The sequence below is a fragment of the Mycobacterium sp. GA-1841 genome (assembly GCF_001954135.1).
Taxonomy (GTDB): domain Bacteria; phylum Actinomycetota; class Actinomycetes; order Mycobacteriales; family Mycobacteriaceae; genus Mycobacterium.
Map to the genome: position 1 here is coordinate 1 of NZ_MBEQ01000101.1, position 24,293 is coordinate 24,293.

A 24,293-nucleotide genomic window follows, 5' to 3' on the forward strand; every position below is an offset into this window, starting at 1 on the left:
GGTGTGCTGCTGCGCCCGTTCGCCCGGTTGATCGCCTCGACCGGTGACAGTGTCACCACCTACGGCGAGCCCTGGAATATGAACTGAGCACATGAACTGAGCACCTGGCTCACGCACGGAACATCAATCGGCGCGTCCGGCTTCTGGAGAAGCAGGACGCGCCGATTGCCATCTGGCGGTTATGGTGACCCCATGACGCCGCAGGGCCCGGTTTCCGTGCTCGGGGAAGACGAGTGCTGGCAGCTGTTGTCGAGCGTGACGTTGGGGCGTCTGGTCTCGACGATCGGCACCCGGCTCGAAATCTTCCCGGTCAACTTCGTCGTCCAGCGCCGAACGGTGTTGTTCCGGACCGCTGAGGGCACCAAGCTGATCAGCACCCTGTTCAGCGACCGGGTGCTGTTCGAGGCCGACGATCACAATGTGGTCGGCGGGTGGAGCGTCATCGTGCGGGGTGTGCCGCGCCTGCTTGAGACGCCGGCCGAGATCGCCGAAGCCGAGCAGGCGCAGCTGCTGTCGTGGCTGACCACCACCAAGCGTCGTTACGTGCGTATCGAGCCGAAAGAGATCTCCGGACGCCGATTCGTGTTCGGTCCCCGGCCGGACGACGTGTAGCGGCTCAGACCCAGTACGGCACGCGGGCGCGGTACTGGCGCATGGCGATCGCCGCGAAGCCCCAACCGATCACCGTGAGCACCAACACCACCAGCCAGTGCCGCACCTCCTGATCGGCCCCCAGCAGCGGGGCCCGCACGATGTCGAGGTAATGCAGCAGTGGATTGATCTCGACGATCTTGGCCCAGGAGCCGGCACCCTGCTGCTGCAGCGTCGACTCGTTCCAGATGATCGGGGTCATGAAGAACAGCAACTGCACCACCGAGGCCAACAGCGGGCCGATGTCGCGGTAGCGCGTGGCCAGGATGCCGAAACAGATCGACACCCACACGCAGTTCAGCACGATCAATCCGAGCGCCGGGATGACGGCCAGATCGGTCCACTTCCACGGTTTGGGAAAGATGATCGCGATCACCACGAAGATGACGATGTTGTGGCCGAACAGGATCATCTGCCGCCACACCAAGCGGTAGACGTGCACCGACAGCGGCGTCGGAAGTTGTTTGATCAGGCCCTCATTGGCGATGAACACCTCGGAGCCTTCGAGGATGGAGGCGTTGATCAGGTTCCAGATGATCAGCCCGAGGGTGACGTAGGGCAGGTGCTCCTCGAGCGGCAGCTTGAACAGCTTGGAGTACAGCAGGCCCATCGCCACCGCGGTGGTGCCGGTGGCGATGGTGATCCAGAACGGTCCCAGCACGCTGCGCCGGTAGCGCTGCTTGATGTCCTGCCACCCCAGGTGCAGCCACAGCTCGCGTTTGCCGAAGCCCTCGGAGAGGTCGCGAACCGCGCGCGCCATGGTCTTGGAGTCGGACGCCGCGTCGGTGAACGTCATCTCTTACTGCTCCCGTCGCTTTTCTCGGCCCCGGTCTTTCCCCCGTCGCTTCGCTCGCCCGGATGGAACCTTTCGCTCCTACCCAACCGCCGCAGACGAATCCATTCGCGCAGGCCTGCGGGGTCGCGGCGGGACACCAGAAAGTACCACCCGAAGCGCACCCATTCCTGCGGGACCAGCTTGCGTAACCCGGGCTGAGACAGGAGGTAGCCACGGTTGCGGTAGGTGAAGAATCGCTTGGTCTCGTCGTCGGGGTACTGGGTGTGCATCCGGCCGCCGAGGATCGGCTTGAACTCGTCTGTTCCGCACGGATGCAGATAGCTTGCGGTCAAACAGGTTCCGAACGGCAACCCGGAGCGGACGAGCCGCCGGTGCAACTCGACCTCGTCGCCGCGGACGAACAGGCGCAGATCCGGAACCCCGACGGCCTCCACCGTGGCGGCCCGGAACAGGGCCCCGTTGAACAGCGAGGCGATGCCGGGCAGCAGGTCGCCCTCACTCTCGGTGCGCAGTTCACTGACCAGCCGTCGCCACACCAGCCCGCGGCGCAGCGGGAAGGCCAGCCGCGCCGGATCGTCGAGGTTGCACACCATCGGCGAGACCTCGGCGAGCGTGTGCTGCTCGGCGCAGGCCAGCAGCGTGGACAGCACGGTGTTGTCGGCGGGCCGGCCGTCGTCGTCGGCCAGCCAGATCCAGTCGGCGCCCAAGGCCAGGGCATGCAACATGCCCAACGCGAAACCGCCTGCCCCGCCTAGGTTTCGGCGCGAGCCGAGGTAGGTCGACGGCACCGGCTGTCCGGTGACCAGCTCGCGCACCGCGTCGTCATTGTCGTTGTCGACGACGATCAGGTGGTCGGGTCGGCGGTCCTGCTGAACCACTGCGGCAAGGGATTTGGCCAGCAGCTCACGGCGTCGGTGCGTGACGATCACCGCGATGATGGTCTGCTCTTCGCGCAAGCGCTCGTCGCCGACGTTCTCAGGTCCCACGGGCCGTTTCCTCCAGCACCTCACGCACATGCCGCGCTGCGTCCGGACCCTCGTAGGCACCGACGACTTCCTCGATGCCACCGGCCATCCGGATCGTGCCGTGGTCGATCCACATCGCGGTCTGGCACAACCGGGCCAGGAATTCGTTGGAATGGCTTGCGAATACCAGGATTCCGGAGCGCTCCACCAAACTCTGCAGCCGCGACTGTGCCTTCTTGAGGAATTCCGCGTCGACCGCGCCGATGCCCTCGTCGAGCAGCAGGATCTCGGGGTCGATGCTGGTGACCACGCCCATCGCCAGGCGCACGCGCATACCGGTCGAGTAGGTGCGCAGTGGCATCGACAGGTACTCGCCGAGCTCGGTGAACTCGGCGATCTCGTCGACCTTGGCCAGCATCTGTTTACGGGTCTGCCCGAGGAACAGCCCTCGGATGATGATGTTCTCGAAACCCGAGATCTCCGGGTCCATCCCGACACCGAGATCGAACACCGGGGCCACCCGGCCGCTCACCGTGGCCGAGCCCCGGGTCGGTTCGTAGATACCCGAAAGTAGCCGCAGCAGGGTGGATTTGCCCGCACCGTTGTGTCCGACGAGCCCGACTCGGTCGCCCATCTTCAGGGACATCGTGATGTCGCGGAGCGCTTCGATGACGACGACGTTGGACTCGTTTCGTCCGATGGCGCCGCCGGCCTTGCCCAGGAACGCCTTCTTCAGCGAGCGCGTCTTGGCGTCGAAGATCGGGAACTCCACCCACGCTTGCTGCGTCGAGATGTACGGATCAGACAACGTCGGCGGCCTACAGGTACTGGCCGGTGCCGGGGTGCGACGGGCCGCCGCGCGGCCCACCCGGACCCTGCAACCCTGGCGGGAGGGCGCCCTGGCGCATCTGTTCGAGCTGGGCGCGGGCGGCCATCTGCTGAGCGAACAGCGCGGTCTGGATCCCGTGGAACAGACCTTCGAGCCAACCGACCAGCTGTGCCTGGGCGATCCGCAGTTCGGCATCGGACGGCACGCTGTCGTCGGTGAACGGCAGGGTCAGCCGCTCGAGTTCTTCGCGCAGCTCGGGTGCCAGACCGTCTTCGAGTTCGCTGATGCTGGTGCGGTGGATGTCGCGCAGCCGCTCCCGGCTGGCCTGGTCCAGCGGCGCCGCCCGCACCTCCTCCAGCAATTGTTTGATCATGGTGCCGATGCGCATCACCTTCGCCGGTTGTTCGACGAGGTCGGTCAGCGACTTGCCGTCAGCGTCGGCATCGGCTTCACCGGCCGTGCTGGCCAGGATCTCGATGTTGTCGTCGTCGGGGTTGATGGTCATGGCCTTCCCTTGGATCAGTTGTGTCTCGTCAGTTCTTCTTGGCGGCCGCATTCTCGCCGTGCCAGCGGTAGATGCGGTCCTCACCGTTGTCGAAGATCTTCTCCCACGACCGTGAGCGTTCTAGCGACACTAGTCCGTCCGGCATGACGAAACCTCGGACCACCGGGGTACTGGTGATCACGTAGCGGATGTTGAGCGCCTCGACCGCCTCGGCAACGCGCGGATCGGTGTCGGCGTCGTCGGCGTAGGCCCAGAAGATGAAGCGGTGGTAGCCGGGTCCCTGCTGTACCGGGTAGTCGTAGTGGGTCCACAGCGGGTGTAGCCCGGTGACGGCGTACATCCAGGCGGTGCCGTCGGTGTTGGCGTCGCCGATCAGGGTGGTGTGCGCATCGGGCAGCTGGGCCAGATAGGAGAACGCCTCCAGGTCTTTGGCGCCGATCATCACCGAGTCGTACTTCTGGCCGAACAGGTACTGGTGGCGGGGAAGATAGTGCCACGCCAGACCGACCGGCGTCGCCGTGAGCGCCACCGCGGCCGTCGCCGTGATCCACCTCGGGCTGGCCCCGATCCTTCGCGCCGGCATCGCGGCGAGCAGCACCACGGTGCACAGGCCGATCGCGGCCATCGGGGCGTAGAGCATGGCGACCACCGCCGACAGCCGGCGCGGGTCGCTGTAGAACAGATCGCTGAACGTGCCGGTGAGCACCCCGAGCGGCCCGCCGAACGGCGCACCGGAATGCACGATCGAGGCGATCAGGATCAGCCAGACCACCACCGGCCACCAGATCCGTTTGATGAGCAGGACCAGTCCGCCGATGGCGGCCAACCCGAGGATCGCGTTCTGGATCGGGAAGTCGTTGAGGTGACGGGTGTGCTGGAAGACCGCTGCGAACAGCGAGAACTTCTTACCCAGGTGGTTGACGAAGGCGTGCCCGACGATGATGTCGGTCTGGCCGACCACGCTGAGGAACTGCGGCAGCATGATCACCAGAGCGGGTATCGCGACGGCGGACAAGGCCAGGAAGTCGGGCAGCCGACCGCGCACCGGGCGCCACAGGGCCTCGGCCAGCCACCAGATGCCGACCAGCAGCACCGTCACCACACCGCCGGTCAGATGCACGGAGAAGACGCCGACGGTGCCCAGCACCGCCAAGCCGATGCGGTCGCGGTGCGCGGGGGTCGACACGATCAGCGCGAACACCGGCACCGCGAGCCCGTAGGCGACGAGGTTGGGCATCGCCGCCACATCGAATTCGACATACGGCAGTGCGGTGAACGAGGCGGCCAGCGCGCCGGCGGTGGCCGCCGCGACGGCGCTGCGTACCTCGCTGGTGCGCGGACGGACGATCTTCCACGTCAGCACCGCGGCGCTGACCGGGAACAGCCAGACCGCCGCGGCGACCGAACTCACGGTGTAGGCCGTGGTCGCGGCGGCGCCGGTGAGCTGGCAGTAGACCGCAGCCAACGCGTGGAACGCCGACGGGTAGTAGAGCGGGTCGTGGGTTTCGACGTTGCGCAGCTCACCCATGTGGGTGGGTGAGGCCTGACCGGTGTCGAGGATCCACCGGATGGTGTTGGCGTGCCATACCGAATCCCAGGTGCTGGGGACCGATTGCCAGTGCACGAGCCCGGTGAGTGCCGCCGCACCGATCAGCGCGGCGCCCAGCAGCACGCCGGCCGCCACCAGCAAGGCCGGCCGGGTGGCCACACCCGACGCTTCGGCGTCGGAGTCGCGATAGCGGGCCAGCAGCCTGCGCAACCCGGCCGCAGCGGCGCACACGAGGGCCACAGCAAACAAAGACGTCCACGCGTTCCACGGCACACCGACCGCTCCGAGCGGGACGATCATCAACGCGACAGTGCCGTAGGTCAAGGCTGGACCCACCGTGACCGCGATCGGCAGGGTCAGTCCGCCCACCCTGGCTATCAGTGCCCCGGGGATCACCAGCAACAACAGTGCGATTAGCACTCCGAACCCGAAGCCCACTGGACTAGTATGGCTGCCCAGGGTGACCCGGTCCGCGCATGGTCTGGCCAAGTGCAAACGTGCCGTCGGGCGCTCCCCAAATCGTGTCGGTTTGTGATATCCGCGGACGCTCTAAGGTGGCTGGCATGGCATACGACGTCGCCCGGGTGCGGGGCCTGCACCCGTCTTTGGGCGATGGGTGGGTTCACTTCGATGCCCAGAACGGCATGTTGGTGCCCGATTCGGTCGCGACGACGGTCTCTACCGCCTTTCGTGGCTCGATGCCCACCGCTGTCGGACCGCACCCGTCGGCCCGCCGCAGCGCTGCGGTCCTCGCTGCGGCCCGCCAGGCTGTCGCGGATCTGGTCAATGCCGATCCCCGGGGTGTGGTGCTGGGCGCGGATCGGGCCCAACTACTGACCTCCTTGGCCGAGGCGTCCTCGAGTCGTGTCGGGCTCGGCTACGAGGTGGTGGTCACCCGCCTGGACGACGAGGCAAACATCGCGCCGTGGCTGCGGGCGGCGAATCGCTATGGGGCCAAGGTGAAGTGGGCCGAGGTCGACATCGAGACCGGCGAACTGCCGTCGTGGCAGTGGGAAGGGCTGATCGACAAGCCGACCCGGCTGGTGGCGATCGCCTCGGCGTCGTCGACCCTGGGAACCGTCACCGATCTGAGTGAGGTGACCAAGCTCACCCACGAGGTCGGCGGAATGGTGGTCGTCGACCACTCGGCGGCGGCGCCGTACCGGCTCATCGACATCAACGAGATCGATGCCGATGTCGTCGCGCTCAACGCGGTGCCCTGGGGTGGCCCGCCGGTGGGGGCGCTGGTGTTCCGCGACCCCGCCACGATCGATTCGTTGGGTTCGGTGTCGCTGAACCCGCAGGCCACCGGCCCGGCCCGGCTTGAGGTGGGCATGCATCAGTACGGCCTGCTGGGCGGGGTGGTGGCCAGCATCGAGTACCTGTCCAACCTCGACGACACGGCCAGTGGCACGCGACGTGAACGGCTCGCGGTGTCGATGCAGTCGGCGGGTGCGTACCTGGACCGGCTGTTCGAGTACCTGGTGGCCTCGCTGCGCTCGCTGCCGCTGGTGATGGTGATCGGCAGGCCCGAGTCGCAGATTCCGGTGCTCAGCTTCGTGGTGCGCGACATCCCGGCCGAGCGGGTGGTGCAGCGGTTGGCCGACAACGGCATCCTGGCCATTTCGAACGCCAGCTCGCGGGTGCTCGACGTGATCGGCGTGAACGACATCGGCGGCGCGGTGACGGTCGGGCTGTCGCACTACTCGACGGGGGCCGAGGTCGATCAGCTGGTGCGGGCCCTGGCCTCGTTGGGCTGAGCCCGCCCCGGCGTCCCAGGGTCAACCCACGGTCAGCACGATCTTTCCCGCCACCTCACCGGAGGCCAGCAGTTCGTGGGCCCGCTGCGCCTGGTCGATGGGCAGTTCTGCGCCGATGATCGGGCGCACCCGGCCGTCGGCGAGCATCGGCCAGACGTTCTCCGCCACCGCGGCGACGATCCCGGCCTTACCGCCGGGGCCGTCGACCGGGCGGGACCGTAGAGCCGTCCCGATCACCCCGGCGCGCTTGCCGATCAGCTTGGCGATGTTGAGTTCTCCCTTGATGCCGCCCTGCATGCCGATGATCACCAGCCGTCCACCGTCGGCGAGCGCGTCGACATTGCGGTCCAGGTAGGCCGCCCCCATGATGTCCAGGATCACGTTGGCGCCCGCACCGCTGCTCTCGGTGCGGATCCGCTCGACGAAGTCCTCGTCGCGGTAGTTGATCGCGATGTCGGCGCCCAGCTCGCGGCACAGCGCGAGTTTCTCGGCCGAGCCGGCCGTCACGGCGACTCGGACACCCAGCGCGTGGGCCACCTGCGTGGCGTGGGTACCGATGCCACTGGCGCCGCCGTGCAGCAGGAGAAGATGGCCGGCCGACATCCCTGCGGTGCCCACCAGGTTCGACCACACCGTGCACGCCACCTCGGGAAGACCGGCAGCGGCGGTCAGGGCAACGCCATCGGGCACTGGTAGCAGCTGCGCTGACGGCACCGAGACGTACTCGGCATAGCCACCACCGGCGAGCAATGCACATACCGGTTGCCCGATTGACCAGCCGTCAACGCCGGCGCCGAGAGCGGCCACGGTGCCCGAGACTTCCAGGCCGATGGTCTCGCTGGCGCCTGGCGGGGGTGGATACTTGCCGACCGCCTGCAGCAAGTCCGCCCGGTTCACGCCCGCTGCGTGGACCCTGACCAAAACCTCATTGTTTGCTGGTTTTATGTCAGCGACGTTTTCCCAGGTCAGATGCCCCTCAGGGGAGGCGACGATTGCATGCATTTATTCAACGCTACAAGCATCGGGTTTCGGCCGCGCAGCAATACTGACGTCCCTTACGATTGCGGCCATGGTGGGGATGATTGCGGGGCGCACGGCTGGTGACATGCCGGGCCTGGACATCGCCGAGCAGAGGTCGTGGCAAAACTACCTCGACTCGGCCTTACGTATGTACGCGACCTTGAATCGGTCGCTGGTGGACGCGCACCATCTGACGCTCAACGATGTGCGCCTGCTCGACATCTTGGACAAGTCGTCGACCGGTTCCGCGCGCATGGGCGATCTGGCTGAACGCCTGATGTCGCTCCCCAGCCGGGTGACCCGCCAGATCCGCAGGTTGGAAGTGCAGAACCTGGTGACCAGGTGTGCCAGCCCGGACGACGGACGCGGGGTAGTCGCCTCGATCACCGAAGAGGGCCGGGCTGCCGTGCGCGAGGCGATGGTGACCTACGGCCAGGGTGTCCGTGCGCACTTTCTGGGCCGGCTCTCACGCCCACAGATCGCCGCGATGGGCGAGAACTGCCGTCGCATCAGCGTCGCGTTGAAGAATGGATCGCCGCCCGCTCACATCGGTCGGGTCTGAGACCCCGTACTCTTGTCGGCGGTGGCGTGGCAGAGCGGCCTAATGCACTCGCCTTGAAAGCGAGAGACGGCTAACACCGTCCGGGGGTTCAAATCCCTCCGCCACCGCCATCAGTTTGGCCTCGGTTGCGATTCAGGCCGAATTCTCGCGTCATCAATGCCGCTTTGTAGTGCGACTCGGCGGTGTCAAAGCGTCAACCCCCGCGCCGTTTTCTTCACCTGGGCCGTGTTCGTCGAGGGCAGGCGACCCACAGGTAGAAATCCGCGCAGAATTCAACCTACGGTTCCGTAACCTACGGTAGCGTAGGTTACGAACGGACGCGTTGAACGAATTGGGAGGACAGGAATGGACGCCCAGAGCGGAGTGCTCCACGAGCTGGAACCGGTGGTCGCGAGCAATCTCGACCGGCATCTGTCGATGGCGCGGGAATGGTTTCCGCATGACTATGTGCCGTGGAGTCGTGGACGTGACTTCGGCTTCCTCGGCGGTGAGGATTGGCGGCCCGAGGATTCACCGTTGGACCCGGTCGCCAAGGTGGCCATGACGGTCAACCTGCTGACCGAGGACAATCTGCCGTCGTATCACCGGGAGATCGCCACCCGATTCTCTCGTGACGGGGCGTGGGGCAGCTGGGTCGGGCAGTGGACGGCTGAGGAGGGTCGCCACAGTATCGCGTTGCGCGACTACCTCGTCGTCACGCGCGGAGTGGATCCCGTTGCCCTGGAACGACTTCGGATGGAGCACACGGTCGCCGGTTACGACTCCGGGGACAAGACGCCGTTGGCGGCGATGGCCTATGTGTCGTTCCAGGAGCTGGCCACCCGGGTCTCGCACCGCAACACCGGACGAGCCTCGGGCTGCCCGATCGCCGATCAGCTGCTCGCGCGGATCGCGACCGACGAGAACCTGCACATGGTGTTCTACCGCAACCTGATGGCGGCAGCGCTGGACATCGCCCCCGATGCCGCGATGACGGCCATCCGTGACGAGGTGCTCAACTTCGCCATGCCGGGCATCGGAATGTCCGACTTCGCCTCGAACGCGATCACCATCGCCAAAGCCGGGATCTACGACTTGCGCGTCCACCACGACGATGTGCTGCAGCCGGTCCTGCGCTTCTGGCGCGTCTTCGACAGAACCGATTTCGGGCCCGAGGGTGAGAAGGCCCGGCAGGAGCTCGCCCAGTTCCTCGACGCACTCGACGAGCGGGCGCGGTTCTACGAGGAGAAGCGCCAGCGCCAGGAGGTCGGTGCGGCCTCGTAACCACGCAGGTCGTCTCGCTCCGCCTGGCGCCGTGGTGGAGATCACACACTCGCCTGGATTCCTTCCAGATTGATCTTGGGTATCGAGGACATGTAGCGCGAAAAGTTTGTCGCGGGTCGGAACGAGTGTGGGGTCGAGGATGAACCGAATTGGTCGTTGGTTGGGCGCAGTGGCATCGGCAGTGTTCGTGGTGGGCGGCTCGATAGCCGCCGCCGGTCAGGCATCAGCCGAACCGTGTGCGGACGTGGAGGTGGTGTTTGCGCGCGGCACGTTCGAACCGCCGGGTGTGGGCGGCACCGGTCAAGCGTTCGTGGACGCACTGCGGGCGAGGACCGACAAGTCCGTCGACGTCTACGCCGTGAATTATCCGGCGTCCCTTGACTTTGCGACGGCTGCCGATGGCGTGGCCGATGCCAGCAACAAGGTGCTGGCCACGGTGGCGGCCTGCCCGGACACCAAGATCGTGCTGGGCGGCTTTTCGCAGGGTGCCGCGGTGGCTGCCTACCTCACCGAGGACGAGGTGCCGGAGGGTTTCGTGCTGCCGCCGAACATCTCCGGACCGCTGCCTGCGGAGGTGGCCGATCACGTTGCCGCGGTGACGTTGTTCGGCAAGCCGTCGAGTGGCTTCCTGCAGATGATCTACACCGGTGCGCCGCCGATCACGGTCGGCTCCCGATACGCCGCCAAGACCGACGATCTGTGCATCCCCGAGGATCCGGTGTGCTCGCCGACCGGTAGTGACAACGGGGCTCACGGTGCCTACCCGGTCCGTGGGTTGACCGATCAGGCCGCCGATTACGTCGTCTCCCGGCTGGCGGGCGAGCGGTCCGACAGCGTCGACCAGACCGCCGGGCACCGGTAGCCCGCCGCGTCGGTGAGGGCGCACGCTATTGTTCGGTCACATCTGTCGGACAGGGGAGAGTTAGTGACGGAACAAGAGCAGCAGCTGACGTTCGGGCAGAAGGCCAAACTGTACTTTCAGGCTGCAGGGGCGTTCGCCCGCAATCCGAAGGCGCTGGTTGCTCTCGTCAAGTACAAGCTCGCCGAGCGTAAGGCCGCCAAAGACGCGGGCTGACGCGCTACGCCGGCGGTAGGTGCCGGGCCAGTGCGCCCAGCATCTGCACGCCCGTGGCGATCTGGGATTCCGTGAGATTCGCGTAGCCCAGGATCAGCCCCGGCGGTGCGGAGGCGGGTTCGGCGTAACACGGCGCCAGCGGCTCCAGGCGGATTCGGGATTCGGTGGCGCGACGGACGAGTTCGTCGATGGCGAAGCCTCCGGGGAACTGAACGGTCAGGTGCACGCCGGCGGCTGCGCCGAGCACCTCCGCCTGGGGCAGGTGCCGTGACAGCGCGGCCAACAGTGTGTGGCGTCGGGCCGGATAGCGACGACGCATCTGCCGTAGGTGACGGTCGTAGCCGCCGGAGGTCAGGAATTGGCTGAAGGCGATCTGGTCCATCACCGAACTACCGGTGTCGGCAAGGCTTTTCGCCGTCCGCACCCGCTCGATCAGGTGCGCCGGCACCACCATCCAGCCGATGCGCAAGCCGGGGGCCAAGGTCTTGCTGGTCGACCCGACATACACCACGCGGTCGGGAGCCACCCCCTGTAGCGCGCCTACCGGGGACCGGTCGTAGCGGAACTCGGCGTCGTAATCATCCTCGACGATCAGCCGTCCGGGCTGTGCCCACTCCAGCAGTTCGGTGCGCCGGGCCGGCGAGAGCACCACCCCCGTGGGCGACTGATGGGCGGGGGTGGTCAACACTGTGGTGGCTGCGCTGGCCTCCAGTGCGTCGACGTCGATTCCGTCGCCATCCACTGGGATCGGGACCGGCTCGACACCATTGTGACGCAGCACCATTCGATGTAGCCAGAAGCCGGGGTCCTCCATCGCCATGGGGCCGTCTACGCATCGGGCGAGAAGCGCGATGGCCTGGGTCGCCCCCGAGCACAGCACGATGCGGCGTGGGTCGGCGACCACACCGCGGGTGCGTCGCAGATAGTCGGCCACCGCGGTGCGGGCGGCCGGCAACCCGTGCGGCGCCACATACCCGAATGCGCTGGACTCGATTTCGGCCAGGCCCTGCCGCATGGCCCGCAGCCAGGCTTGACGCGGGAAACTCGCGAGATCCGGTGAGCCGGGGGCGAAGTCGATGTCGAAGCGAGGATGCACGCGGTCGGCGGAACTGCGGCTCGGGGTGATCGTGTCGACGGCCGCAACCCGGGTGCCGCCGCCCTGGGTGCTGTGCAGGAATCCCTCGGCGGTCAGTTGACCGTAGGCCTCCACCACGAGGCGGCGTGACACCTTGAGGTCGGCGGCCAACACCCGGCTGGACGGCAGCCGGGCGTTCGGGGTCAACCGCCCCGACCGGATGGCCTCACGCAGTCCGTCGGCGAGTTGGCGGTGCAACGGTTCCCGGCGATTCCGGTCCAGCTCGACGAGGAGCTCCGGCCCGGAACTGGTACCCGAAATCGTCACAGAATTGGTGACTACTCTCCAGACCATTGCGGCGTTAGCGTGATGACATGGCCAAAGTTGCGGGCCCGGTGACCCAGACTCGGCGTTACCCCGAGGTGGTCCTGGCGGTGTTCGGCATCTACTCGGTGGCGCTCGGCTTGTTCATGCTCGTGGCGCCCGGCGTGTTCTTCGAAAGCCTCGGTGCGTTCGGCACCCGCAACGATCACTACATATTCGACAACGCGTCCTTCGAGCTGCCGCTCGGGTTGATGATGCTGGCCGCACTCAAGTGGCGCAGGTGGCGGGCGCCCGCATTGGCCTTCGCCACCGCGCACTGGGCCTTGCACGCGCTGAGTCACCTGATCGACACCGACCATGCCGCGGGCAGCTGGGTCGGCTGGCTGGAAGCGGGCGGCTTGGTGTTCACCACCGTCCTGTTGGCAGTTGCGTTGCGTACCAGCGTTTCCGACGACGATACGGGGGTTTGATCGATGCGTGTTCTGGTGGCCGGTGCGACGAGCGTTCCGGGAATTCCGTTGCTACGTGAGCTCAAATGCGCGGGGTCATGAGGTGATCGGGGTGACGCGCTCGCCCACCAAAACCGCGCAGATCTCGGCCGAGGGTGCCAAACCGGTGGTGGCCGACGTGCTCGATGCACACCAGATCGATTCTGTGGTAGGCGAATTCAGGCCCGAGGCGGTGGTGAGCCTGCTGACCACCCTGCCCAAGCTCGGTCCCCTGCGGATCAAGGACTTCGATCCGGCCAAGCAGCTGTGGAGCCGTGGCGCGGGAAACCTGGTGGCCGCCGCGCAACGGGCCGGGGTGCGCCGCGTCGTCGCCGAATCGGTGATCTTCGCGTATGGATACCCGACGGCCGGGCCGGACCGGATCGACGAAACCGACTCCGACTTCGGGCCGCCGCCACCGCGCGGCGAAGAGATCCTGGAGACGATGCGCGGGATGGAACGCAACGTGCTCACCTCGGGACGCGCGAGTGAGACCGAGGGAATCGTGCTGCGCTACGGCGTCTTCTACGGCCCCGGCGTCACTCACGACGACATGTTCCACCGGTTGGCGACATGGTGGCTGATGCCGGCGATGACCGGTAACGGGATGCTGTCCTGGGTGCACATCGACGACGTCGCCCGCGTCACCGCCGATGCCCTCGACAAGGGCCGGGGCGGCCAGATCTACAACATCGTCGACGACCGGCCGCAGTCTTTCGGTGATTACATCCGGGAACTGAACGCGAAGCGCAACCGGCCACGCCCGTGGCCGCTGCCGCGATCGGTGGTCAAGCTCGTCGCCCCGTATGCCGCAACGGCGTTCGGCTCGACCTGGCTGCCGCTGTCGAATGCGAAGGCCAAAGCCGAGCTGGGGTGGACCCCTATTCCCCGGTGAACTGCGGCGGGCGCTTCTGGAACATCGCGGTGACCGCCTCGGCCAGATCTTTCGACGGCAGGAAGGCCGAGTTCCACGCGGCCACGTAACGCAGGCTCTCGGCCACCCGGGCGGTGCGCTGTTGGTCGAGCACGTCCTTGACCCCGGCGACGGTCAGCGGCGGGTTGGCGGCGATCTCAGTGGCAGTCGCGTGCGCGGCGGCCAGCGAGGCGTCGGCGTCGTCGTACACGTCGTTGACCAGACCGATCTTCTCGGCGCGTGCCGCGTCAATGTCCTTACCTGTCAGCACCAGCTCACGCAGGTGACCGTCGGACAGGATCAGCGGCAGCCGCGCCAGACTGCCCACGTCGGCGACGATGGCCAGCTTGGTCTCGCGCACCGAGAACTTGGCGTCGGTGCTGGCGTAGCGGATGTCCACCGCGCTGATCAGGTCGACGCCACCGCCGATGCACCAGCCGTGGATCGAGGCGATGGTCGGGGTGCGGCAGTCGGCGACGGCGGTGATGGCGCCCTGCATCTTCATCAGCCGTTTGTGGAAGGCCGCGCGGTCGCCGGCGCCCGCGTCCAGCCCGGGCATCTCGGCGCCCATGGCCGGCAGGTCCAGGCCGTAGCTGAAGTTCTTGCCCGAGCCGGTCAGCACGATCGCCCGCACCTCGGGGTCGGCGTCCAGAGTGCCGAACACGTCGGGCATCTCGGCCCAGAACGCCGGGCCCATCGCGTTGCCCTTGCCGGGGCCGAGCAGCGTCACCTGGGCGACGTGGTCCTTGATCTCGACGGAAGCGGACTCGTACGTGTCGGTCATGGAGGGGACACTACCGAGTATGAATGAACTCGATAGTGCCGAGGCCACCCTCGACGTGCTGCAACGCGTGCTCCACGGCATCACCGCTGACGACCTGTCCCGGCAGACACCGTGTCGCGAGTTCGACGTGGCGGGGCTCACCGACCACCTGCTGACGTCGATCACGCTGATCGGCTCGGCGGCCGGTGCGCAACTTCCCGACCGCGATCGGCAGGCGTCGGTGGAGGATCAGGTGACCAGCGCGGCGCGACCGGCAGTGGCGGCCTGGCGACAACGCGGGGTGGAGGGCACGGTGCCGTTCGGGGAAGGTGAGATGCCGGCGGTCGTGATGGCCCGCATCTTGTCGATGGAGTTTTTGGTGCACGCCTGGGATTACGCCAGGGCCACCGGGCAGACGGTCGAGGTCTCCGACGACGCGCCCGAGCTGATCCTGAAATGGTCGCGCGCCGTCCTCACCCCAGAGGGACGCATACGTGCCGGTTTCGACGATCCGATCGAGGTCGCTGACGATGCGCCCGCACTCGACCGGTTGCTCGCCTTCACCGGCCGTCAGCCGTAACGCTTAGACGCGCTGCAGCCAGAAGTACAGGTAGCGGCCGTCCACCACGGCACCTTTGCCGTTCATGATGCCGACCACGGTGTGATCGTCGACCACCTTGAAGTGGTCGTGTACCGGCGCTCCGTCGTACACCATGGTGGCGGTCACCTCACCGCGGAACTCCTCCAGCCACAGGCTGGCCTCGCCCTTCATCGCCTCGGTGTTGGAGAACTTGTTGCCCTCGGCGTCCAGGCACACCAGCGGTTGGGCGTCGCCGGCCGAGTGAAACGTCTTGCCGAACCAGTTGAGGCGCTTCATGAACCCGTTGGCCTTGTGTCCGGTCTGGAACTCGCCGCCTTTCCACTCGCCGAGCATGAAGTCGATGCCGGCCGGCTTGAGCAGGGCCCAGAAGGCGTCGAGTTCGGCGTCGGGGATCTGCCCGCGGCTGACGAATCCATCGAACGTGCCGCGTGCGTCGGTCACTTGGTGTCTCCTGTTCGGTGCCGGGCGAAGTCAGCTGCGAAGGTGAGGAAAGCGTCGTTCTCGTGTGGGGCACCGATGGTGACCCGCACACCGTCCTCACCGTACGGGCGCACGATGATGCGGTTGTCGGCGGCCCTGGCCACGAAGTCCAGGGTGCGTTCGGCCAGCGGGAGCCAGACGAAGTTGGCCTGCGAGGGTGGCAGGTCGTATCCGGCCTCGCGCAGGGCGGCGCTGACCCGGGTGCGTTCGGCGACGACGGCGTCGGTGCGGGCCAACAGTTCGTCGGCGGCCTCCAGGCTGGCGATGGCCGCGGCTTGCGACACGCTGGTGGCGCTGAACGGCACATACACCTTGCCCAGGGCGGTGACGATCTCCGGATCGGCGACGGCGTATCCGACCCGCAGGCCGGCCAGTCCGTAGGCCTTCGAAAAGGTGCGCAGGACCACCACGTTGCGGTGCGAGCGGACCAGCCCGAGGCTGTCGGGCAGCAGCCCGTCGCGGATGTACTCCACGTAGGCCTCGTCGAGCACGATCAGGATGTCGTCGGGCACTGCCGCCACAAACCGGGCCAAGGCCTCGGGGTCGACGACGGTGGAGGTCGGGTTGTTCGGGTTGCAGACGAACACCAGCCGGGTGCGGTCGGTGACCGCCGCGAGCATCGCGTCGAGATCGTGAGTCTCGTCACGCAACGGCACCGGCACCCCGGTCGCGCCGGCGGTGCGAATCTGCAGCGGGTAGATCTCGAAACTGCGCCATCCGTACACGACTTCGTCGCCGGGAGCGGATGTGATTTGTATCAACTGCTGGCACAGGCTCACCGAACCGCAGCCGACGGCGATGTTCTCCGGCACGAACCCGACGTGCTTGGCGAGATGTTCGCGCAGGTCAAGGTAACCGTTGTCGGGGTAGCGGTTGATGTTCTCGGTGGCCCGCAGGATCGCCTCGCGCACGCTGGGAAGCGGCGGATGCACGGTTTCGTTGCTTGCGATCTTGATTGCGCCCGGAACTGTTTTGCCTGGTGCGTACGCCGGGAGGTCGGCCATTTCGGGGCGCAGACGGATACTCACTTGGCCAGAATAGGGGAGGCTGTGTACTGTGTGCCCTCGGCGGTTTCGGGCAACAGGACGGAGTCCGGTACCCTCACAGAAGTTCAAAGGAGGCGTGCCAGAGCGGCCGAATGGGACTCACTGCTAATGAGTTGTCCCCCTTACCGGGGACCGGAGGTTCAAATCCTCTCGCCTCCGCCACGGTTGACTTGTCAACCGCACAACTGAATAACGCGTAAGCGCCCGTAGCTCAACGGATAGAGCATCTGACTACGGATCAGAAGGTTAGGGGTTCGAATCCCTTCGGGCGCACTCGATGAATCGAGGTGTGGTCTGCCGACTGCGCCTCGATTTTTTTGTGCTGGGTGGGGACGCCGGTTGGTTCCGTCGAGATCGACACCAGGGCTGTGCTTCGGCCGAAAAAACGACCCTCGCGTCGATCTCGGCGCGTCGGCGCCGGCAGCGCCCTAGTCCGACGCGACCGCGGTCGCGATGTCGATCGCCATCTCCTGCAAGACGTCGTCGGTGACGAACCGGCGTGCGGCCTGGCGGTCCAGCCGTAGCACCGAGACGAGCAGTTCGACGTGGCCGGCCACCTGTACCCGGGCCAGTTCCGGCGGCAGCTGCAGGCCGTGCTGTTCGGCCAGGAAGCGACGCAGCACGCTCACGCGATCGTTCATCCACGGAGAGCGGTCGGTGGCCGTGAGGGCCGAGGGCTTCGACTGCCCGGCGCGGCGTCGCGGCTGCTCGAAGATGCCGTGCCGGACCTGACGGGGCCGGTCGGTGGGCCGGGTCCTGGTCCGGACACCGGTGTCACCGTGCGGTGAATCGCAACCGGTGAACGCCGCTGTGCGCATGACCCTGGCGGTTGCCATGGCGTGACTGTGACCCATCGATTTCCCGTACCTGCCGACAATTGTGGTTTGCCGGTTAACTTTACGGGACGTTCTCAGGTTCAGCTCAGACTCGGCGCGGGCGCCTCAGTTCCAGAGCACGGCGATTCCCGCCGCGAGCAGTGGCAGCACCCCGGCGGCGACGAACAGCGACATGACCGGCCGGCCGGTCCGCCGCTGCCGTGCACGTCCGATGCCCAGCACCGCGCCGAGGGCGACGAGGATGACGAGCTTGGTGGCGAGCTTGGGGTAGTTCAGCGCGATGCCGGCCGGCCACGGCGCGGCCAGGGCCAGACCGGTGATGAGCGACAGGGTGATGCCGTAGTCCATCACCCGGGTGATCTCGAAGCGGCGAGCCGCAGCCTCGGCGACCCACGCGCCGACCATGACGGCGAAACCGATCAGATGCACATAAACAACTACGTTGCGTAGTAGCTCCATGGGGGGAGTGTAGGCCGTCGCATCCACCTCCCACGTGTGGGCGCGTCTGTCACGTAGGCTCGGCTGGCATGCGGCTGCTGCTCATTGCCGACACCCATGTACCCAAGCGCGCCAAAGACCTGCCGGCTCAGGTGTGGGACGAGGTGGATCAGGCCGATGTCGTTGTCCACGCTGGTGATTGGGTGGATCCCGCCCTGCTCGACGAGTTGAGCTCGCGGGCGGCGCGCCTGATCGGTTGTTGGGGCAACAATGATGGCGCGGAGCTTCGCCGGCGGCTCCCCGAGCGGGCCGACGTGACCCTGGACGGGGTGCGGTTGACCGTCGTCCACGAGACCGGCGCGGCCACCGGCCGGGAGGCCAGGATGGCGCGGGACTATCCCGGAACCGATGTCCTGGTGTTCGGGCACAGCCACATCCCGTGGGATACCACCGCGAAAACCGGCCTGCGCCTGTTGAATCCGGGATCGCCGACCGATCGCCGGCGTCAGCCGTACTGTACGTACATGACGGCGCGCATCGCCGCAGGCGTGTTGTCCGAAGTCAGTCTGCACGCTCTCGAACGTTCCTGACGCCGACGCCGTCAGGTGGCTGGCTCGTCGTATGGAGCAGAAGGCGTCGGCCGCGATCATCGCGGCCGCCCATCGTGATCAGGGCAGACCGCCGTCCACCCGCAGGATGGAGCCGGTGGTGAAGCTCGATGCGTCCGACATCAGATACAGCGCGGCACCGATGATTTCGGGTGGATTGCCGGCCCGCTGCAGAGCCAGGTGGCCGAACGAGTCGCCGGACATGTCCCAGGACTTGCTGACATCGGTGAGGAACGGTCCGGCCATCAGGGTGTTGACCCGCACCGTCGGCCCGAACGCCTTGGCCAGCCCCTCGGTCATGGCGTTCAACCCGACCTTGGCTGCGGCGTAGGGCAGCATGTACTGGTCGGGGCGCAGCGACCCTGATGAACTCACGTTGATGATCGCGCCGCCGCCGTCGGCCATCATGCGTTCACCGACCAATGCCGAAAGCCGGAAGGGCCCTTTGAGATTCAGGTTGAACACCGAGTCGAAGAGTTTCTCGGTGACCGCGCCCAACGATTCGTACAGCGGTGACATGCCCGCGTTGTTGACCAGTACGTCGACCTTGCCGAACCGGTCGTAGGCGGCCTCGACCAACCCGTCGAGTTGATCCCACCGGCCGACATGCACGGCATACGGCAGCACGGCTCGGCCCGTGGCGGCCACGATCTCCTCGGCCGTGGTGACGCAGGAATCCAGGTTGCGGCTCGCGATCACCACATCGGCCCCGCACCGCGCGGCGCCCATCGCGATCTCCCGGCCCAGGCCGCGGCTGCCGCCGGTGACCAGCACCACGCGGTCGGTGAGATCGAACAGCTCGTCGGCATACCCCATGTGTTGACCCTCTCCGGCCGTCGCGCACCGCGGCCCTATGGTGGCACGGTGCAACTGCTTCTGGTCCGACATGCTTTACCGCTGCGCAGCGAGCCTGGTCAAGGATCCGACCCCGACCTGTCCGCCGACGGCATCGCCCAAGCCGAGCGTCTGCCGGCCGCGTTGTCGCGATTCCCGGTCAGCCGGCTGGTGAGCAGCCCGCAGCGCCGTGCCATCCAGACCGCCGGACCGCTGTCGACGGCGCTGGGACTACCGGTCGAGGTCGACGAGCGGCTGGCCGAGTACGACCGCGACATGTCGCATTACGTTCCGATCGAGGACATCGCCAAGGAGAACCCCGAGGAACTGGCGCGCCTGGCCAGTGGGCATCTGCCCAGCAGCGTGGACGAGACGGCCTTCCTGGCGCGCATCGGTGCCGCCGTCGAGGACCTGGTCTCCGCGGGCGACCATGACGAGACGGTCGCAGTGTTCAGCCACGGCGGGGTGATCAACGTGTTGCTGCACCAGATCCTGCAGACCGAGCGGCTGCTGTCGTTCCATGTGGATTACGCCTCGGTGACCCGGGTGCTGTCGTCCCGCTCGGGGCGGCTGGCCGTCGCGTCGGTCAACGGCACCGAACACGTATGGGATCTGCTGCCGAGAAACGTCCGGTGGTAAACAATGACCGTGACCAATCTGGAAGGGCTCGACCTCGTCGCCCTGGACCGGCATCTGCGTTCCGAGGGCATTGCCCGCAGCGGTGATCTCCGTGCCGAACTCATCGCCGGTGGCCGCTCCAACCTCACCTTCCGGGTGTACGACGACGCCTCGGCGTGGGTGCTGCGCCGGCCGCCGCTGCACGGGTTGACCCCCTCGGCGCACGACATGGCCCGCGAGTACAAGGTGGTGGCGGCGCTGGCCGGCACCAACGTTCCGGTCGCCCGTGCGGTGACGATGCGCAACGACGACTCGGTGTTGGGTGCGCCGTTCCAGATGGTCGAGCATGTCGAGGGCCGGGTGGTGCGCACCGCCCCGGAACTCGAAGCGCTGGGGGACCAGAACGTCATCGACGGCTGCGTCGATGCGCTGATCCAGGCGCTGGCCGATCTGCATGCGGTCGATCCGGTCGAGGTCGGACTCGGCGATTTCGGCAAACCCGACGGGTACCTCGCCCGCCAGGTGCGGCGGTGGGGTTCGCAGTGGGACCTGGTCCGGTTGCCCGACGATCCGCGCGACGACGACGTCAAACGTCTGCATCAGGCGCTGTCCGAGGCGGTTCCGCCGCAGAGCGGCACCTCGATCGTGCACGGGGACTACCGCATCGACAACACGATCCTCGATGCCGAGGACGCCACCGTGGTGCGTGCGGTGTTGGACTGGGAAATGTCCACTCTCGGTGACCCGCTGTCGGACACCGCCCTGATGTGTGTGTACCGCGATCCGATGTTCGGCCACGTCCATGCCGACGCCGCCTGGACCTCCGAGTTGCTGCCCACCGCCGACGAACTGGCCAACCGGTACGCCAAGGTCTCCGGGCGCGAGCTGGCGCACTGGGACTTCTACATGGCGCTGGCCGATTTCAAGTTGGCCATCATCGCCGCCGGAATCGACTACCGCCGGCGCGAGGGGGCCGACGGCCCCGAGCATGTCGGCGAGGCCGTGGCACCTCTCATCGCAGCGGGCCTGCACACCCTGAGCTAGCGTCAGCCGCGCTGGGCGGCCTTGAAATTCTTCTTGGCGGCCCGGCGCAACTGGAAGATCCGCGCCGATCCGGCGGCGACCGTCAACAGGCCACCGGCCACCGCGGCGCCGAGGATGGCCACGCCCGTGGGCAACGACCAGTGCCAGCCGAGGAACGTCAGCGGAACCGGGTCGGTGTTCTGCGCGATGAAGATCAACAGCACGATCAGCACCAGGAATCCCAGGATCAGCGCTGACCACAGTGCTCCGGCGCGGGTGAGCTTGGGTTCGGTGGCCTTGCCGGATTTGGCGGGTGTTTTGCCGGGCTCCGGTTTACCGGCGTCCGGCAACGGCATATCCGGTGTGTACGGCACCGGCTCCGGCAAATCGGGCGATACGGGTTGATCGCTGGTCATGATGCCATCTTTGCCCCTATCGGCGGCAAAGCAAACACCCTGGGATAAAGCGCGCGGCATGTCGGGCATGGGCGTTAGGGTCGTCGGAGGCTGATCGTCGAGCCGCCGTCGCCGAAAGGACGCGCCTGTGCCGCGCAGAACCCTGGCAATCGCGATGACCCTGCTCGCCCTGATGGTGCCGTCGGCTGTGGCGTGCGGCAGCGCGAATCCGCTGGGCGGTGGCGAGATCTCGGGTGATCTGTCGACGATCACCGTCGGGTCCGCAGATTTCCCGGAATCCAAGATCATCGCCGAGATCTACGCCCAAGCGCTGGAGGCCAACGACTTTCAGGTTCGAAGACAGTTCGGTATCGGCAGTCGGGAGACGTATGTGCCTGCGGTGCAGGATCACTCGATAGATCTGATCCCGGAGTACACCGGGAACCTGCTGCAGTATTTCGACGAGCACACCGCCGCGACCACCCCGGATGCCGTGCTGCTCGCGCTGTTCAAGGCGTTGCCGGGGGATTTGTCGATCCTGTACCCCTCGCCGGCCGAGGACAAGGACACCCTGGCCGTCACCGCCGAGACCGCGCAGCGCTGGAATCTGAAGACCATCGCCGATCTGGCTGCCCACTCGGCCGAGGTGAAAGTCGGTGCACCGTCGGAGTTCCAGACCCGCCAGACCGGTCTGGTGGGTCTGAAGTCGCGCTACGGCCTGGACATTGCCCCGGCCAATTTCGTCGCGATCAGCGATGGTGGCGGCCCGGCCACCGTCCAGGCGCTCACCGGCGGCGCCGTCACGGCGGCCAACATCTTCAGCACCTCACCGGCGATCGAGCAGCACCACCTCGTGGTGCTCGAAGACCCGAAGAACGCCTTCCTGGCGGCCAATGTGGTGCCGTTGGTGGCCTCGCAGAAGATGTCGAGTGAACTCAAGACCGTGCTCGACGCGGTGTCGGCCGAACTCACCACCGAGGCGCTGATCGAGTTGAACACCGCAGTGGAGGGCAATGCCGGCGTCGACCCGGATGAAGCGGCCGAAAAGTGGGTCGCCGACCATGGTTTCGACAAGCCGGTGACCAAGTGATCACGTTCGAGAACGTCACCAAGCAGTACCCGGACGGCACCGTCGCCGTCGACAACCTCAACCTCGAGGTGCCACCGGGCACGTTGACGGTTTTCGTCGGTCCGTCGGGCTGTGGCAAGACCACCTCGATGCGGATGATCAACCGGATGATCGACCCGACCTCGGGCATCGTCACCGTCAACGGAGATGACATCAGCACCGTCGACCCGGTCAAGCTACGGCTCGGTATCGGCTATGTCATCCAGAGTGCCGGTCTGATGCCGCACCTGCGGGTGGTGGACAACGTCGCGACGGTGCCGGTGCTACGGGGCGAATCCCGGCGCGCCGCCCGCAGAGCCGCGATCGGGGTGATGGAACGGGTGGGCCTGGACCCGAAACTGGCCGACCGCTACCCGGCGCAGCTGTCCGGCGGCCAGCAGCAGCGCGTCGGGGTGGCCCGCGCCCTCGCCGCCGACCCGCCGATCCTGTTGATGGACGAGCCGTTCAGCGCGGTCGACCCGGTGGTGCGCGAGGATCTGCAGGCCGAAATCCTGCGGTTGCAAAGCGAACTGCGTAAGACCATCGTGTTCGTCACCCACGACGTCGACGAGGCGATCAAGCTCGGCGACAAGGTCGCGGTCTTCGGCCGTGGGGGAGTGCTGCAGCAGTACGACTCGCCGGGCCGGTTGTTGTCCAACCCGACCAACGATCTGGTGGCCGGAATCGTCGGTGCCGACCGCGGCTACCGCGGGTTGCAGTTCTTCCACGCGACCGGATTGCCGCTGCACCCGGTCCGTCATGTCGCCGAAGCCGAGCTCGACGGGCTGCAGCTCGGTCCGGAGGACTGGGTGCTGATCACCAAAGCCGATGGTTCTCCGTACGGCTGGGTCAACGCCGAGGGCGTCACGGTGCACCGCGCCGGAAAATCGCTGTACGACAGCACGATTGCCGGGGGCTCCCTGTTTCGGCCGGACGGCACCCTGCGCCAGGCGCTGGATGCGGCGCTGTCCTCGCCATCGGGCCTGGGCGTTGCGGTCGACGCGGATGGGCAGGTGATCGGCGGGGTGCGGGCCGAAGACGTGCTGGCAGCCCTGAGAAACCAGCGGCAGATCCCGGCATTGGAGCCGTGATGCGGTATCTGCTGAACCACCTCGACGACCTGTGGACACTGACCGTCGTGCATCTGCGGTTGTCGCTCGTGCCGATCGTGTTGGGTCTGCTGATCGCGGTCCCGTTGGGTGCGGCGGTGCAGCGCACCACCGCGCTGCGGCGCCTTTCCACCCTGACCGCCAGCATCATCTTCACGATCCCGTCGCTGGCGTTGTTCGTGGTGCTCCCGCTGGTCATCCCGACGCGCATCTTGGATGAAGCCAATGTCATTGTGGCGCTGACACTTTACACCACCGCGCTGTTGGTGCGGGCAGTGCCGGAGGCGCTCGACGCGGTACCCGAGCCGGTGCGTGACGCAGCCACCGCGATCGGCTACCGACCGCTGGTGCGGATGCTCAAAGTGGAACTTCCGCTGGCCATCCCGGTGCTCGTGGCGGGGCTGCGGGTGGTCGCGGTCACGAACATCTCGATGGTGTCGGTCGGTTCGGTGATCGGCATCGGCGGCCTGGGGACCTGGTTCACCGAGGGCTATCAGTCCAACAAGAGCGATCAGATCATCGCCGGGATCATCGCGATCTTCGTGCTGGCCGTCGTCGTCGACACGCTCATCATGTTGGTCGGCAAGGCCATCACGCCGTGGAATCGCAAGCCCAGGACCGCCCGCGTACCTCGTATCAAGGCGGCCGCATGAGCGAAG

At 66.7% G+C, this 24,293-nt stretch carries 29 protein-coding genes, 3 tRNA genes and 1 pseudogene; 19 read left to right on the top strand and 14 right to left on the bottom strand.

Annotation, left to right across the window (positions count from 1 at the left end):
- Nucleotides 1–87: pseudogene (locus A5740_RS28595) on the top strand (porin); the annotation flags it as partial.
- Between the two features lie 105 nt (nt 88–192).
- Complete coding sequence (locus tag A5740_RS23455; RefSeq protein ID WP_076198089.1) at nt 193–612, top strand: pyridoxamine 5'-phosphate oxidase family protein; 420 nt, start codon at nt 193–195, stop codon at nt 610–612.
- A gap of 4 nt (nt 613–616) precedes the next feature.
- On the opposite strand, the gene A5740_RS23460 is transcribed toward A5740_RS23455, so the two are convergent.
- From A5740_RS23460 to A5740_RS23480, 5 genes are read right to left on the bottom strand one after another with little or no spacing between them, the layout of a single operon-like run.
- Nucleotides 617–1,447 carry an ABC transporter permease gene (locus tag A5740_RS23460; protein ID WP_076198091.1) on the bottom strand — a complete coding sequence of 277 codons (831 nt, stop codon included), beginning with the start codon at nt 1,445–1,447 and terminating at the stop codon, nt 617–619.
- Complete coding sequence (locus tag A5740_RS23465; RefSeq protein ID WP_371454794.1) at nt 1,444–2,385, bottom strand: glycosyltransferase; 942 nt, start codon at nt 2,383–2,385, stop codon at nt 1,444–1,446. The genes A5740_RS23460 and A5740_RS23465 overlap by 4 nt, the downstream gene beginning before the upstream one ends.
- A gap of 37 nt (nt 2,386–2,422) precedes the next feature.
- Nucleotides 2,423–3,220, bottom strand: coding sequence for an ABC transporter ATP-binding protein (locus tag A5740_RS23470; protein ID WP_076198093.1), 798 nt, complete (start codon nt 3,218–3,220; stop codon nt 2,423–2,425).
- Nucleotides 3,221–3,230: 10 nt separating this feature from the next.
- Entirely contained in the window at nt 3,231–3,746 is a 516-nt protein-coding gene (locus tag A5740_RS23475) for a bacterial proteasome activator family protein (RefSeq protein ID WP_076198094.1), read from the bottom strand.
- 28 nt (nt 3,747–3,774) lie between these two features.
- Nucleotides 3,775–5,733: a DUF6541 family protein gene (locus A5740_RS23480; RefSeq protein WP_076198095.1), complete on the bottom strand. Its 1,959-nt coding sequence runs from the start codon at nt 5,731–5,733 to the stop codon at nt 3,775–3,777.
- A gap of 125 nt (nt 5,734–5,858) precedes the next feature.
- On the opposite strand from A5740_RS23480, the gene A5740_RS23485 reads away from it, so the two are divergent.
- Nucleotides 5,859–7,055: a cysteine desulfurase-like protein gene (locus A5740_RS23485; RefSeq protein ID WP_076198096.1), complete on the top strand. Its 1,197-nt coding sequence runs from the start codon at nt 5,859–5,861 to the stop codon at nt 7,053–7,055.
- A gap of 21 nt (nt 7,056–7,076) precedes the next feature.
- On the opposite strand, the gene A5740_RS23490 is transcribed toward A5740_RS23485, so the two are convergent.
- On the bottom strand, nt 7,077–8,057 hold the full coding sequence (locus tag A5740_RS23490; protein WP_076198097.1) for an NAD(P)H-quinone oxidoreductase: 981 nt from the start codon (nt 8,055–8,057) through the stop codon (nt 7,077–7,079).
- A 67-nt stretch (nt 8,058–8,124) separates the two neighbouring features.
- On the opposite strand from A5740_RS23490, the gene A5740_RS23495 reads away from it, so the two are divergent.
- The 5 genes from A5740_RS23495 (at nt 8,125) to A5740_RS28845 (ending at nt 10,975) form a co-directional block, all read left to right on the top strand.
- On the top strand, nt 8,125–8,637 hold the full coding sequence (locus tag A5740_RS23495) for a MarR family winged helix-turn-helix transcriptional regulator (RefSeq protein ID WP_076198098.1): 513 nt from the start codon (nt 8,125–8,127) through the stop codon (nt 8,635–8,637).
- Nucleotides 8,638–8,657: 20 nt separating this feature from the next.
- A tRNA-Ser gene (locus A5740_RS23500) sits at nt 8,658–8,747 on the top strand.
- A gap of 235 nt (nt 8,748–8,982) precedes the next feature.
- A complete protein-coding gene (locus tag A5740_RS23505) occupies nt 8,983–9,900 on the top strand; it encodes an acyl-ACP desaturase (protein WP_076198099.1) in 918 nt (305 codons plus the stop codon).
- A gap of 139 nt (nt 9,901–10,039) precedes the next feature.
- The gene (locus tag A5740_RS23510; protein ID WP_076198100.1) at nt 10,040–10,762 is read left to right on the top strand and encodes a cutinase family protein; all 723 of its coding nucleotides are present in this window, start codon (nt 10,040–10,042) and stop codon (nt 10,760–10,762) included.
- A gap of 63 nt (nt 10,763–10,825) precedes the next feature.
- Nucleotides 10,826–10,975 carry a hypothetical protein gene (locus tag A5740_RS28845; RefSeq protein ID WP_175616341.1) on the top strand — a complete coding sequence of 50 codons (150 nt, stop codon included), beginning with the start codon at nt 10,826–10,828 and terminating at the stop codon, nt 10,973–10,975.
- A gap of 4 nt (nt 10,976–10,979) precedes the next feature.
- On the opposite strand, the gene A5740_RS23515 is transcribed toward A5740_RS28845, so the two are convergent.
- A complete protein-coding gene (locus A5740_RS23515; RefSeq protein WP_139335315.1) occupies nt 10,980–12,377 on the bottom strand; it encodes a PLP-dependent aminotransferase family protein in 1,398 nt (465 codons plus the stop codon).
- A gap of 47 nt (nt 12,378–12,424) precedes the next feature.
- Here A5740_RS23515 and A5740_RS23520 point away from each other — a divergent pair, with 47 nt between their 5' ends.
- Complete coding sequence (locus A5740_RS23520) at nt 12,425–12,844, top strand: hypothetical protein (RefSeq protein ID WP_076198102.1); 420 nt, start codon at nt 12,425–12,427, stop codon at nt 12,842–12,844.
- Between the two features lie 91 nt (nt 12,845–12,935).
- Nucleotides 12,936–13,757 (top strand): NAD(P)-dependent oxidoreductase, encoded by an 822-nt coding sequence (locus tag A5740_RS23525; RefSeq protein WP_254849314.1) that lies wholly within the window; start codon nt 12,936–12,938, stop codon nt 13,755–13,757.
- Here A5740_RS23525 and A5740_RS23530 read toward each other — a convergent pair.
- Nucleotides 13,744–14,559, bottom strand: a complete 816-nt coding sequence (locus tag A5740_RS23530) for a crotonase/enoyl-CoA hydratase family protein (protein ID WP_076198104.1) — start codon at nt 14,557–14,559, stop codon at nt 13,744–13,746. The genes A5740_RS23525 and A5740_RS23530 overlap by 14 nt on opposite strands.
- A gap of 19 nt (nt 14,560–14,578) precedes the next feature.
- Here A5740_RS23530 and A5740_RS23535 point away from each other — a divergent pair, with 19 nt between their 5' ends.
- Nucleotides 14,579–15,118 (top strand): TIGR03086 family metal-binding protein, encoded by a 540-nt coding sequence (locus tag A5740_RS23535; protein WP_083654373.1) that lies wholly within the window; start codon nt 14,579–14,581, stop codon nt 15,116–15,118.
- Nucleotides 15,119–15,121: 3 nt separating this feature from the next.
- On the opposite strand, the gene A5740_RS23540 is transcribed toward A5740_RS23535, so the two are convergent.
- Nucleotides 15,122–15,580 carry a DUF4334 domain-containing protein gene (locus tag A5740_RS23540; protein WP_076198108.1) on the bottom strand — a complete coding sequence of 153 codons (459 nt, stop codon included), beginning with the start codon at nt 15,578–15,580 and terminating at the stop codon, nt 15,122–15,124.
- Complete coding sequence (hisC, locus tag A5740_RS23545; RefSeq protein WP_076198110.1) at nt 15,577–16,647, bottom strand: histidinol-phosphate transaminase; 1,071 nt, start codon at nt 16,645–16,647, stop codon at nt 15,577–15,579. Before hisC ends, A5740_RS23540 begins: the two co-directional genes overlap by 4 nt.
- A gap of 88 nt (nt 16,648–16,735) precedes the next feature.
- Here hisC and A5740_RS23550 point away from each other — a divergent pair.
- Together A5740_RS23550 and A5740_RS23555 are read left to right on the top strand one after the other, a co-directional pair.
- A tRNA-Ser gene (locus tag A5740_RS23550) sits at nt 16,736–16,827 on the top strand.
- A 38-nt stretch (nt 16,828–16,865) separates the two neighbouring features.
- Nucleotides 16,866–16,938: transfer RNA gene (locus A5740_RS23555), tRNA-Arg, on the top strand.
- Nucleotides 16,939–17,093: 155 nt separating this feature from the next.
- Here the strand turns inward: A5740_RS23555 and A5740_RS23560 are convergent.
- Together A5740_RS23560 and A5740_RS23565 are read right to left on the bottom strand one after the other, a co-directional pair.
- A complete protein-coding gene (locus A5740_RS23560) occupies nt 17,094–17,501 on the bottom strand; it encodes a hypothetical protein (RefSeq protein ID WP_254849315.1) in 408 nt (135 codons plus the stop codon).
- A 105-nt stretch (nt 17,502–17,606) separates the two neighbouring features.
- Nucleotides 17,607–17,960, bottom strand: a complete 354-nt coding sequence (locus A5740_RS23565; protein WP_076198113.1) for a Fe-S protein — start codon at nt 17,958–17,960, stop codon at nt 17,607–17,609.
- 68 nt (nt 17,961–18,028) lie between these two features.
- Here A5740_RS23565 and A5740_RS23570 point away from each other — a divergent pair, with 68 nt between their 5' ends.
- Nucleotides 18,029–18,529 (top strand): metallophosphoesterase, encoded by a 501-nt coding sequence (locus tag A5740_RS23570; RefSeq protein WP_076198114.1) that lies wholly within the window; start codon nt 18,029–18,031, stop codon nt 18,527–18,529.
- A gap of 78 nt (nt 18,530–18,607) precedes the next feature.
- Here the strand turns inward: A5740_RS23570 and A5740_RS23575 are convergent, their stop codons facing one another.
- Nucleotides 18,608–19,363: an SDR family NAD(P)-dependent oxidoreductase gene (locus A5740_RS23575; protein ID WP_076198115.1), complete on the bottom strand. Its 756-nt coding sequence runs from the start codon at nt 19,361–19,363 to the stop codon at nt 18,608–18,610.
- A 48-nt stretch (nt 19,364–19,411) separates the two neighbouring features.
- On the opposite strand from A5740_RS23575, the gene A5740_RS23580 reads away from it, so the two are divergent.
- Together A5740_RS23580 and A5740_RS23585 are read left to right on the top strand one after the other, a co-directional pair.
- Nucleotides 19,412–20,020 carry a histidine phosphatase family protein gene (locus A5740_RS23580; RefSeq protein WP_076198152.1) on the top strand — a complete coding sequence of 203 codons (609 nt, stop codon included), beginning with the start codon at nt 19,412–19,414 and terminating at the stop codon, nt 20,018–20,020.
- Between the two features lie 3 nt (nt 20,021–20,023).
- Entirely contained in the window at nt 20,024–21,043 is a 1,020-nt protein-coding gene (locus tag A5740_RS23585) for a phosphotransferase family protein (RefSeq protein ID WP_076198116.1), read from the top strand.
- Between the two features lie 2 nt (nt 21,044–21,045).
- Here A5740_RS23585 and A5740_RS23590 read toward each other — a convergent pair whose 3' ends face one another.
- Nucleotides 21,046–21,438 (bottom strand): lipopolysaccharide assembly LapA domain-containing protein, encoded by a 393-nt coding sequence (locus tag A5740_RS23590; protein ID WP_076198117.1) that lies wholly within the window; start codon nt 21,436–21,438, stop codon nt 21,046–21,048.
- A gap of 154 nt (nt 21,439–21,592) precedes the next feature.
- Here A5740_RS23590 and A5740_RS23595 point away from each other — a divergent pair, with 154 nt between their 5' ends.
- Genes A5740_RS23595 through A5740_RS23605 form a run of 3 tightly spaced genes read left to right on the top strand, consistent with a single transcriptional unit; the run spans nt 21,593 to nt 24,287 of the window.
- Nucleotides 21,593–22,507 (top strand): ABC transporter substrate-binding protein, encoded by a 915-nt coding sequence (locus A5740_RS23595; protein WP_076198162.1) that lies wholly within the window; start codon nt 21,593–21,595, stop codon nt 22,505–22,507.
- Nucleotides 22,504–23,616 (top strand): ABC transporter ATP-binding protein, encoded by a 1,113-nt coding sequence (locus tag A5740_RS23600; RefSeq protein ID WP_076198118.1) that lies wholly within the window; start codon nt 22,504–22,506, stop codon nt 23,614–23,616. Before A5740_RS23595 ends, A5740_RS23600 begins: the two co-directional genes overlap by 4 nt.
- The gene (locus tag A5740_RS23605; protein WP_076198119.1) at nt 23,616–24,287 is read left to right on the top strand and encodes an ABC transporter permease; all 672 of its coding nucleotides are present in this window, start codon (nt 23,616–23,618) and stop codon (nt 24,285–24,287) included. Before A5740_RS23600 ends, A5740_RS23605 begins: the two co-directional genes overlap by 1 nt.
- Nucleotides 24,288–24,293: the final 6 nt, after the last annotated feature.

Coding starts and splice junctions, on each gene's coding strand:
- A5740_RS23455 (WP_076198089.1), top strand. CDS start 193: ATGACGCCGCAGGGCCCGGTTTCCGTGCTCGGGGAAGACGAGTGCTGG.
- A5740_RS23460 (WP_076198091.1), bottom strand. CDS start 1,447: ATGACGTTCACCGACGCGGCGTCCGACTCCAAGACCATGGCGCGCGCG.
- A5740_RS23475 (WP_076198094.1), bottom strand. CDS start 3,746: ATGACCATCAACCCCGACGACGACAACATCGAGATCCTGGCCAGCACG.
- A5740_RS23485 (WP_076198096.1), top strand. CDS start 5,859: ATGGCATACGACGTCGCCCGGGTGCGGGGCCTGCACCCGTCTTTGGGC.
- A5740_RS23490 (WP_076198097.1), bottom strand. CDS start 8,057: ATGCATGCAATCGTCGCCTCCCCTGAGGGGCATCTGACCTGGGAAAAC.
- A5740_RS23495 (WP_076198098.1), top strand. CDS start 8,125: ATGGTGGGGATGATTGCGGGGCGCACGGCTGGTGACATGCCGGGCCTG.
- A5740_RS23505 (WP_076198099.1), top strand. CDS start 8,983: ATGGACGCCCAGAGCGGAGTGCTCCACGAGCTGGAACCGGTGGTCGCG.
- A5740_RS23510 (WP_076198100.1), top strand. CDS start 10,040: ATGAACCGAATTGGTCGTTGGTTGGGCGCAGTGGCATCGGCAGTGTTC.
- A5740_RS23520 (WP_076198102.1), top strand. CDS start 12,425: ATGGCCAAAGTTGCGGGCCCGGTGACCCAGACTCGGCGTTACCCCGAG.
- A5740_RS23530 (WP_076198104.1), bottom strand. CDS start 14,559: ATGACCGACACGTACGAGTCCGCTTCCGTCGAGATCAAGGACCACGTC.
- A5740_RS23535 (WP_083654373.1), top strand. CDS start 14,579: ATGAATGAACTCGATAGTGCCGAGGCCACCCTCGACGTGCTGCAACGC.
- A5740_RS23560 (WP_254849315.1), bottom strand. CDS start 17,501: ATGGCAACCGCCAGGGTCATGCGCACAGCGGCGTTCACCGGTTGCGAT.
- A5740_RS23565 (WP_076198113.1), bottom strand. CDS start 17,960: ATGGAGCTACTACGCAACGTAGTTGTTTATGTGCATCTGATCGGTTTC.
- A5740_RS23570 (WP_076198114.1), top strand. CDS start 18,029: ATGCGGCTGCTGCTCATTGCCGACACCCATGTACCCAAGCGCGCCAAA.
- A5740_RS23575 (WP_076198115.1), bottom strand. CDS start 19,363: ATGGGGTATGCCGACGAGCTGTTCGATCTCACCGACCGCGTGGTGCTG.
- A5740_RS23585 (WP_076198116.1), top strand. CDS start 20,024: ATGACCGTGACCAATCTGGAAGGGCTCGACCTCGTCGCCCTGGACCGG.
- A5740_RS23590 (WP_076198117.1), bottom strand. CDS start 21,438: ATGACCAGCGATCAACCCGTATCGCCCGATTTGCCGGAGCCGGTGCCG.
- A5740_RS23595 (WP_076198162.1), top strand. CDS start 21,593: ATGACCCTGCTCGCCCTGATGGTGCCGTCGGCTGTGGCGTGCGGCAGC.
- A5740_RS23605 (WP_076198119.1), top strand. CDS start 23,616: ATGCGGTATCTGCTGAACCACCTCGACGACCTGTGGACACTGACCGTC.